Source organism: Streptomyces sp. NPDC060194, assembly GCF_042728285.1.
Taxonomy (GTDB): domain Bacteria; phylum Actinomycetota; class Actinomycetes; order Streptomycetales; family Streptomycetaceae; genus Streptomyces.
Map to the genome: position 1 here is coordinate 1 of NZ_JBHWZH010000187.1, position 9,475 is coordinate 9,475.

Below are 9,475 nucleotides of genomic sequence, written 5' to 3' on the forward strand. Positions count from 1 at the left end.
GGTTCTTCGGCACTTCTCGCGAAGTGCCCCCGGCAGGATTCGAACCTGCGCACCCGGCTCCGGAGGCCGATGCTCTATCCCCTGAGCTACGGGGGCGTTGTCGCCGTGGTGCGTGGCGACGTGCAGAACATTACCAGGTGCGGGTGGGTGGATGGGAACGGGTTACGGGGGCCGCGCCGGGGGTGGGAAGGGGTGGGGGCGGGTGGCACGGGCCGAGGGTGGGAGGTCCGGTTCGCGCGCGCCGGGCTCGCCCGGGCGGGGCCGCGGCGAACGGCGCGCAGCAGGCGGCCGCGCTCCCCCACGCAGGACGGAAGTCGTCAAAAGTCGGACAGCGGGCCGGGCCGCGGCCTACTCTCGGGGGTGTGCCGGGCGTGTCGGGTCGGGTGCTTGTTGTGGACGACAACAAGGTCATCCGGCAGCTGATCAGGGTCAATCTCGAGCTGGAGGGCTTCGAGGTCGTGACCGCGGCCGACGGTGCCGAGTGCCTGGAGATCGTCGAGCAGGTGCGCCCCGACGTGATCACGCTCGACGTGGTGATGCCCCGCCTCGACGGCGTCCGCACCGCCGCCCGGCTCCGCGCCGACCCCCGCTTCCGCGACATCCCGCTCGCGATGATCAGCGCCTCCACGCAGTACGACCCCGCGTACCCGGCGGACGGCGTCGAGCGCGACGTCGACGGCTTCCTGGCCAAGCCCTTCGAGCCCGCCGAACTGGTCCACCTCGTCCGGCGGCTCGCCGCCCGCGGCAGGCCGGCCGCCGTCGCGTACCGGATCGAAGGCCCGGGCGAGCCCGCGGTCCTCCCCACCGCGGAGCGCGCCGGCCACCACACCGTCTGAGTCCGCATCGCGGACGATTGTGGTAACCGGTTCGCGGGGAGACCCCCCTTCTCGCCTACCCTGGCTCCGTGACCCCCGCAGAGCTCTCCCGCACCGTGTGCGGCGCCGTGCGCCGCGCCGTCGACGCGGGCGAGCTGAGCGCGCCGGTCCCGGAGACCGCACCGGTCGAGCGCCCCCGCCCCGGCGGCCACGGCGACTACGCGACCGGCGTCGCGCTGCGCCTCGCGAAGGCCGCCGGCCGCGACCCGCGCCAGGTCGCCGACATCCTCCGCCCCCACCTGGGCGCCCACCCCGCCGTCGCCCGCGTCGACGTCACCGGGCCCGGCTTCCTCAACATCACGCTCGCCGAGCGCCCCGACGTGGCCGCGCAGATCCGACGGCTCGGCCCGGCGTACGGGCACGGCGACGCGCTCCAGGGCGTCACCGCCGAACTGCGCGTCCCCCGCGAAGCCCGCGCGCAACTGCTCGCCGCGGTCGTCGCCCGCCTCGCCGCCACGCAGGGCGGGCAGGTCCACGTCAGGGACGCCGCGTCCCCCGCCGAGGCCACCCTCCGCCCCGTCCCCGCGGGCCCGGACGCCACCGAGACCCTCCTCGGCGCGGACGCCTACCACTGGGCGCTGCTCGCCACCCCCGCCGGCGACCGCCCCCGCACCGCCGGCCTCCTCGCGCAGACCGACGCCAACGAGCTGTTCCGCGTCCGGTACGCCCACGCCCGCACCCGCGCCCTCCTCCGCAACGCCGCCGCCCTCGGCCTGGCCCCCGCCGAGCAGCCCGGCGCGGACACGGGCCCGGACACGGACCCCGACGCGGCCCCCCTCGCGACGGCCCTCGCCGACCACCCCACGGCCCTCGCCGCCGCCGCCCGTCTGCACGCCCCCGACCGCCTCGCCCGCCACCTCGTGGTGATCGCCGACGCCGTACTGGACCTCCAGCACACCGCGCTCCCGCTCGGCGACAGGAAACCCTCGGCCGGCCACCGCACCCGGCTCGCCCTCGCCGAGGCCGCCGGGACGGTGCTCGCCGCCGGCCTGTCCCTGCTCGGCGTCAGCGCACCCGAACACCTGTGAGCGAGAGAGACGACACCAGCCGATGAGCCGTTCCGCACACCCCGCAGGCCCCCGCCACGCCGACGTCATCGCCGAGGGCCACTACACACCCCCGCCGGCCGACCTGAACGCCCTCGACCCGAAGGTGTGGTCGCGCACGGTCACCCGCGGCGCCGACGGCGCCGTCGCCGTCGGCGGCATCGAAGTGACGCGCCTGGCCGAGGAGTTCGGCACCCCCGCCTACGTCCTCGACGAGGACGACTTCCGGGCCCGCTGCCGCGCCTGGGCCGACGCCTTCGGCGCGGACGCCGACGTCTTCTACGCGGGCAAGGCGTTCCTCTCCAAGGCCGTCGTGCGCTGGCTGCACGAGGAGGGGCTCAACCTCGACGTCTGCTCCGGCGTCGAGCTGGCCGTCGCGCTCGCCGCGGGGATGCCCGCCGAGCGGATCGCGTTCCACGGCAACAACAAGAGCGCGCACGAGATCGAGACGGCGGTCGCGGCCGGCGTCGGCCGGATCGTCCTCGACTCCTTCCAGGAGATCGCCCGCGTCGCGCACACCGCCGAGCGGCTCGGCAGGCGGCAGCGGGTGATGATCCGGGTGACCGTCGGCGTCGAGGCGCACACCCACGAGTTCATCGCGACCGCGCACGAGGACCAGAAGTTCGGCCTCGCGCTCGCCGGCGGCCAGGCGGCCGAGGCGGTCCGCCGGGTGCTCAAGCTCGACGGGCTCGAACTGACCGGCATCCACAGCCACATCGGCTCGCAGATCTTCGACATGGCCGGCTTCGAGGTCTCCGCCCGCCGCGTCGTCCGACTGCTCGCCGACGTCCGCGACGAGCACGGCGTCGAGCTGCCCGAGATCGACCTCGGCGGCGGCCTCGGCATCGCCTACACCTCCGACGACGACCCGCGCGAGCCGCAGGAGATCGCCAAGGCGCTGCACGACATCGTCACCCGCGAGTGCGAGGCCTCCGGCCTGCGCAGCCCGCGCATCTCCGTCGAGCCCGGTCGCGCGATCGTCGGCCCGACCGCCTTCACGGTCTACGAGGTCGGCACCGTCAAGCCGCTCGACGGGCTGCGGACGTACGTCAGCGTCGACGGCGGGATGTCCGACAACATCCGCACCGCGCTCTACGACGCCGAGTACAGCGTCGCGCTCGTCTCGCGGACCTCGGACGCCGAGCCGATGCTGTCCCGGGTGGTCGGCAAGCACTGCGAGAGCGGCGACATCGTCGTCCGCGACGCCTTCCTGCCGGCCGACCTCGCCCCCGGCGACCTGGTCGCCGTGCCCGCCACCGGCGCGTACTGCCGGGCGATGGCCAGCAACTACAACCACGCGCTGCGGCCCCCGGTCGTCTCGGTGCGGGACGGCGCGGCGACCGTGATCGTCCGGCGCGAGACGGAGGAAGATCTCCTGCGGCTCGACGTCGGCTGACGGCTCCGTCCCGCGGACGGGGTGTTCCACGATGAGATAGCCGTCTCATCCACCGGACGGAGGTCGGAATACGGCGTCCGGTGGGTGAGACTTGGTCCACCGCGAAGACTGTGGGGACCGGCCGGGCGGACCTGAGGGAAGCCCGGAGAAGACTCGATGAAAGGCGTAGGTCGCATGATGCGTACGCGTCCGCTCAAGGTGGCGCTGCTCGGCTGTGGAGTGGTCGGCTCAGAGGTTGCGCGCATCATGACGACGCACGCCGACGACCTCGCCGCCCGGATCGGCGCCCCGGTCGAGCTCGCCGGGGTCGCGGTCCGCCGCCCGGAGAAGGTGCGCGAGGGCATCGACCCCGCGCTCGTCACCACCGACGCCACCGCGCTCGTCAAACGCGGCGACATCGACGTCGTCATCGAGGTCATCGGCGGCATCGAGCCCGCCCGCACCCTCATCACCACCGCCCTCGCGCACGGCGCGTCCGTCGTCACCGCCAACAAGGCGCTGCTCGCCCAGGACGGCCCCGCGCTGTACGAGAAGGCCCGCGAGCACGGCCGCGACCTCTACTTCGAGGCCGCCGTCGCCGGGGCGATCCCGCTGGTCAGGCCGCTGCGCGAGTCCCTGGCCGGGGACAAGGTCAACCGGGTGCTCGGCATCGTCAACGGCACCACGAACTTCATCCTCGACGCGATGGACTCCACCGGCGCCGGCTACAGCGAGGCGCTGGACGAGGCCACCGCGCTCGGCTACGCCGAGGCCGACCCGACCGCCGACGTCGAGGGCTTCGACGCCGCCGCCAAGGCCGCGATCCTCGCCGGGATCGCGTTCCACACCCGCGTCGGCCTCGACGACGTCTACCGCGAGGGCATGACCGAGGTCACCGCGGCCGACTTCGCCTCCGCCCGCCGCATGGGCTGCACCATCAAGCTCCTCGCCATCCTGGAGCGCGCCGCCGACGGCGAGTCCGTCACCGCCCGCGTCCACCCGGCGATGATCCCGCTGACCCACCCGCTCGCCTCCGTCCGCGGCGCCTACAACGCCGTCTTCGTCGAGGCCGACGCCGCCGGTCAGCTCATGTTCTACGGTCCGGGCGCCGGCGGTTCGCCGACCGCCTCGGCCGTGCTCGGCGACCTCGTGGCGGTCTGCCGGAACCAGCTCAACCAGGCAACGGGGCCCGGTGAGTCCGTCTACACGCAGCTGCCCGTCTCGTCCATGGGCGACGTGGTCACGCGTTACCACATCAGCCTCGACGTGGCCGACAAGCCGGGCGTCCTCGCCCAGGTGGCCACGGTCTTCTCGGAGCTCGGCGTCTCCATCGACACCGTGCGCCAGCAGGGCCGGCCGGACAGTCAGGAATCCGGCGGCGAGGCCTCCCTCGTCGTCGTCACTCACCGCGCGGCGGACGCGGCCCTCACCCGGGTCGTGGACGCGCTGCGCACGCTCGACACCGTGCGCGGTGTCGCCAGCATCATGCGGGTTGAAGGGGAGTAAGCGATGACCCACCAGTGGCGCGGCATCATCGAGGAGTACCGCGACCGTCTTCCGGTGAGCGCGAGCACGCCGGTCGTCACCCTCCGGGAGGGCGGCACGCCGCTCGTCCCGGCCCAGGTGCTCTCCGAGCGCACCGGCTGCGAGGTCCACCTCAAGGTCGAGGGCGCGAACCCGACCGGGTCGTTCAAGGACCGCGGGATGACGATGGCCATCACCCGGGCCAAGGAGGAGGGTGCGAAGGCCGTCATCTGCGCCTCCACCGGCAACACCTCCGCCTCGGCCGCCGCGTACGCGGTGCGCGCGGGGATGGTCTGCGCGGTCCTGGTGCCGCGCGGCAAGATCGCGCTCGGCAAGATGGGCCAGGCGCTCGTGCACGGCGCGCAGATCCTCCAGGTCGACGGCAACTTCGACGACTGCCTCACCCTCGCCCGTTCGCTGTCGGACAACTACCCGGTGGCACTGGTCAATTCGGTCAACCCGGTCCGCATCCAGGGCCAGAAGACGGCCGCGTTCGAAATCGTCGACGCCCTCGGCGACGCCCCCGACGTCCACGTCCTGCCCGTCGGCAACGCGGGCAACATCACCGCGTACTGGATGGGGTACCAGGAGTACGCGAAGGACGGCGTCGCGCGGCGGACGCCCCGGATGTGGGGCTTCCAGGCCTCCGGCAGCGCCCCGCTGGTGCGCGGCGAGGTCGTCAAGGACCCCGCGACGATCGCCACCGCGATCCGCATCGGCAACCCGGCCTCCTGGGACTACGCGTTGGCCGCCCGCGACGAGTCCGGCGGATTCATCGACGAGGTGACGGACCGTGAGATCCTGCGCGCCTACAAGCTGCTCGCCTCCCAGGAGGGCGTCTTCGTCGAGCCGGCGTCCGCGGCGTCCGTCGCGGGTCTGCTGAAGGCGGCCGAGCAGGGCAAGGTCGACCCCGGCCAGAAGATCGTCTGCACGGTCACCGGCAACGGCCTCAAGGACCCCGACTGGGCCGTCGCTGGCGCCCCGCAGCCCGTCACCGTCCCGGTCGACGCGGCCGCCGCCGCCGAGAAGCTCGGCCTGGTCCGCTGAGCGGGTCCGGGAACACGCCGCGCGCGTAAAATTTCCGGTGGACATAACCGGGCGCACGGGTAGGCATACGACACGCATCGTGCGCCTCCCGTGCGCCCTGTGTCGACACCGAACCTTCCTTCGCTAGGCTGTACTTCACCCGCCCGCCGCATATGCCGCGGCACCGCCGCGCCAGCGGCCCCCCGGGTTCTGCACATCCCTGAAATTCCAAGGAGTGTCATCGAGCGATGGCCGGTCCTGCGTTTCGTGCCGCCGCCGTCCGGGTGCGCGTCCCCGCCACCAGCGCCAACCTCGGCCCGGGTTTCGACTCCCTCGGCCTCTCGCTGGGCCTCTACGACGACGTGGTCGTCCGCGTCGCCGACGCCGGGCTGCACATCGACATCGCGGGCGAGGGCGCCGAGACGCTGCCCCGCGACGAGCGCCACCTGCTCGTGTCGTCGCTCCGCACCGCCTTCGACCTGCTGGGCGGTCAGCCGCGCGGCCTCGAGGTCGTCTGCGCCAACCGCATCCCGCACGGCCGCGGCCTCGGCTCGTCCTCGGCGGCCATCTGCGCCGGCATCATGGCCGCCCGCGCCGTGACCATAGGCGGCGACGCCAGGCTCGACGACACCGCGCTCCTGGAGCTGGCCACCGAGATAGAGGGCCACCCCGACAACGTCGCCGCCTGCCTGCTCGGCGGCTTCACCCTGTCCTGGATGGACGGGGGAGCGGCCCGGGCGATCCGGATGGACCCCGCCGCGTCCGTCGTCCCGGTGGTCTTCGTCCCCGGCCGGCCCGTCCTCACCGAGGAGGCGCGCGGGCTGCTGCCGCGCCGCGTCCCCCACGTGGACGCCGCGGCCAACGCGGGCCGCGCGGCCCTGCTCGTCGAGGCGCTCACCCGCCGCCCGGAGCTGCTGCTGCCGGCCACCGAGGACCGGCTCCACCAGGAGTACCGGACCCCGGCCATGCCGGAGAGCCTCGCCCTGGTCCACCGGCTGCGGGCCGACGGCGTTCCCGCCGTCGTCTCCGGCGCCGGTCCCACGGTCCTGGCGCTGACCGACGAGGAGAGCGCCGAGAAGGTCGCCGCCCTGGCGGGCGAGGGCTGGGCCGCCGACCGGCTCGCCCTGGACGCGGGCGGCGCGTGCGTCCTGCCGCTGGGTGCCTGACGTCAGGCGCCCGGTGCCCGGAGACCGGTCGGAAAGAGGGGGAATGTGAGTGGGATCCGGTAGTGTTAACCTCAGGTCTGCACCCATCGTCTTCACGGCGCGGTGCGTCGCGTCCCCCTTCGGGACCACATTTCTTCCGGGAGCCTCCCCAGCAGCTCTGCAATCCGTGTCGAGTCGCCACGAGCACGCTCCGGAACCGGCGAGACCGAGTCCAGTGACACCGCCGTACCGCGGTGCCGCGGCTCCGGGCCCGTCGTCATCAGCCCCATTCTCCGCCGTACCGGCGGACCACCGCTCCGGCGTGGTCCGTACGCAGGACCGCCGCCGGACAGCACAACCGGTCGCCGAGCCAGACAGGCCGACGTCCGCTCCAGGGAAGGACCCTTCGTGAGCGACACCACCGATCTGATGGGCGTGACTGCCGACAAGCCTGTCGACACTGCCGCCGCGTCCAGCGCGGACGCCTCCGCCGCGCCCGCGACCCGTCGGCGCCGCTCCGGCACCGGCCTGGAGGGCATGGTCCTCGCCGAGCTCCAGCAGGTCGCCTCCGGCCTCGGCATCAAGGGCACCGGCCGGATGCGCAAGGGCCAGCTCATCGAGACCATCAAGGAGGCCCAGGGCGCCTCCGGCGGGCCCAAGGCCGCCGCCCCGGCCGCCGAGGGCGCGCCGGCCGAGAAGCCCAAGCGCCGCGCCACCTCCAAGGCCCGCACCGCCGAGGCCGAGGCCCCCGCGCCCGCCGCGGAGAGCGCCCCCGCCGCGCAGCAGCAGATCGACATCCCCGGCCAGCCGGCCAGCGACGAGCAGCCGGTCGGCGAGCGCCGCCGGCGCCGCGCCACCGCCCAGGCCGGCTCGCCCGCCGAGAGCACCGCCACCGCGACCGTCACGGCCGAGGCACCGGCCCGGACCGAGAACCGCGACGGCAACCGCGCCGAGGAGCGCGAGGGGAACCGCGACGGCGGCGGCAACCGCGCCGAGCAGGCCGCGGACAACGCCGAGGGCGGCCGCCGCGAGCGCGGCAACCGCCGCGACCGCGGCGAGCGCGGCAACCGCCGCGACCGCGGCAACAAGGGCGACGACCAGCAGGGCGGCGGCCAGCGCAAGGAGCAGCGCCAGAACCAGGGCGGCAACTCCGGCCAGCAGAACAACAACAACGGTCCGATCGACGACGACGAGTTCGGCGAGGGCCGGCGCGGCCGCCGCGGCCGCTACCGCGACCGCCGGGGCCGCCGCGGCCGCGACGACTTCCAGGACGCCCCGCCGCAGGTCAACGACGACGACGTCCTGATCCCCGTCGCCGGCATCCTCGACATCCTCGACAACTACGCGTTCATCCGGACCTCCGGCTACCTGCCGGGCCCGAACGACGTGTACGTCTCGCTCGCCCAGGTCCGCAAGAACGGCCTGCGCAAGGGCGACCACGTCACCGGCGCGGTCCGGCAGCCGAAGGACGGCGAGCGCCGCGAGAAGTTCAACGCGCTGGTGCGCCTCGACTCCTCCAACGGCATGGCGGCCGACTCCGGCCGCGGCCGCCCGGAGTTCCAGAAGCTCACCCCGCTCTACCCGCAGGACCGGCTGCGCCTGGAGACCGACCCGGGCGTGCTGACGACCCGGATCATCGACCTGGTGTCGCCGATCGGCAAGGGCCAGCGCGGTCTGATCGTGGCCCCGCCGAAGACCGGCAAGACCATGATCATGCAGGCGATCGCCAACGCGATCACCCGCAACAACCCCGAGTGCCACCTCATGGTCGTCCTCGTGGACGAGCGTCCCGAGGAGGTCACCGACATGCAGCGGTCGGTGAAGGGCGAGGTCATCTCCTCGACCTTCGACCGCCCCGCCGAGGACCACACCACCGTCGCCGAGCTGGCCATCGAGCGCGCCAAGCGCCTCGTGGAGCTGGGCCACGACGTGGTCGTCCTGCTCGACTCGATCACCCGTCTGGGCCGCGCCTACAACCTGGCCGCCCCCGCCTCCGGCCGCATCCTCTCCGGTGGTGTCGACTCCACCGCGCTGTACCCGCCGAAGCGGTTCTTCGGTGCGGCGCGCAACATCGAGGACGGCGGCTCGCTGACCATCCTCGCCACCGCGCTGGTCGACACCGGCTCGCGGATGGACGAGGTGATCTTCGAGGAGTTCAAGGGCACCGGCAACATGGAGCTCAAGCTCGACCGGAAGCTCGCCGACAAGCGGATCTTCCCGGCGGTCGACGTCGACCCGTCCGGCACCCGCAAGGAGGAGATCCTCCTGAACTCCGAGGAGCTCGCCATCGTGTGGAAGCTCCGCCGGGTGCTGCACGCCCTGGACTCGCAGCAGGCCATCGAGCTGCTCCTCGACAAGATGAAGCAGACGAAGTCGAACGCCGAGTTCCTGATGCAGATCGCCAAGACGACCCCGTCGGCCGGCAACGGCAACGACTAGGCACAGCACCGCAGTTGACCGGGCCGCCCCCGTCGTGCACACGAC

Annotated in this window: 7 protein-coding genes and 1 tRNA gene; 7 read left to right on the top strand and 1 reads right to left on the bottom strand. The window is 73.5% G+C overall.

All coding sequences use genetic code 11. The features are described 5' to 3' along the window. Positions 1-24: 24 nt before the first annotated feature. Positions 25-96 (bottom strand) — tRNA-Arg (locus ACFWEG_RS26525). Positions 97-392: 296 nt separating this feature from the next. On the opposite strand from ACFWEG_RS26525, the gene ACFWEG_RS26530 reads away from it, so the two are divergent. The 7 genes from ACFWEG_RS26530 (at position 393) to rho (ending at position 9,430) form a co-directional block, all read left to right on the top strand. Continuing rightward, positions 393-836 (top strand): response regulator, encoded by a 444-nt coding sequence (locus ACFWEG_RS26530; RefSeq protein WP_387219962.1) that lies wholly within the window; start codon positions 393-395, stop codon positions 834-836. 68 nt (positions 837-904) lie between these two features. After that, complete coding sequence (gene nrtL, locus ACFWEG_RS26535) at positions 905-1,903, top strand: ArgS-related anticodon-binding protein NrtL (protein WP_387219964.1); 999 nt, start codon at positions 905-907, stop codon at positions 1,901-1,903. Positions 1,904-1,925: 22 nt separating this feature from the next. After that, on the top strand, positions 1,926-3,317 hold the full coding sequence (lysA, locus tag ACFWEG_RS26540; RefSeq protein ID WP_387219966.1) for a diaminopimelate decarboxylase: 1,392 nt from the start codon (positions 1,926-1,928) through the stop codon (positions 3,315-3,317). Between the two features lie 177 nt (positions 3,318-3,494). Further along, on the top strand, positions 3,495-4,802 hold the full coding sequence (locus ACFWEG_RS26545) for a homoserine dehydrogenase (protein WP_387219978.1): 1,308 nt from the start codon (positions 3,495-3,497) through the stop codon (positions 4,800-4,802). Between the two features lie 3 nt (positions 4,803-4,805). Further along, positions 4,806-5,867 carry a threonine synthase gene (thrC, locus tag ACFWEG_RS26550; protein WP_387219970.1) on the top strand — a complete coding sequence of 354 codons (1,062 nt, stop codon included), beginning with the start codon at positions 4,806-4,808 and terminating at the stop codon, positions 5,865-5,867. 227 nt (positions 5,868-6,094) lie between these two features. Further along, positions 6,095-7,012 carry a homoserine kinase gene (gene thrB, locus ACFWEG_RS26555; RefSeq protein WP_387219972.1) on the top strand — a complete coding sequence of 306 codons (918 nt, stop codon included), beginning with the start codon at positions 6,095-6,097 and terminating at the stop codon, positions 7,010-7,012. A gap of 387 nt (positions 7,013-7,399) precedes the next feature. Beyond that, positions 7,400-9,430, top strand: coding sequence for a transcription termination factor Rho (gene rho / locus ACFWEG_RS26560; protein WP_387219975.1), 2,031 nt, complete (start codon positions 7,400-7,402; stop codon positions 9,428-9,430). The last annotated feature ends 45 nt before the right edge of the window (positions 9,431-9,475 follow it).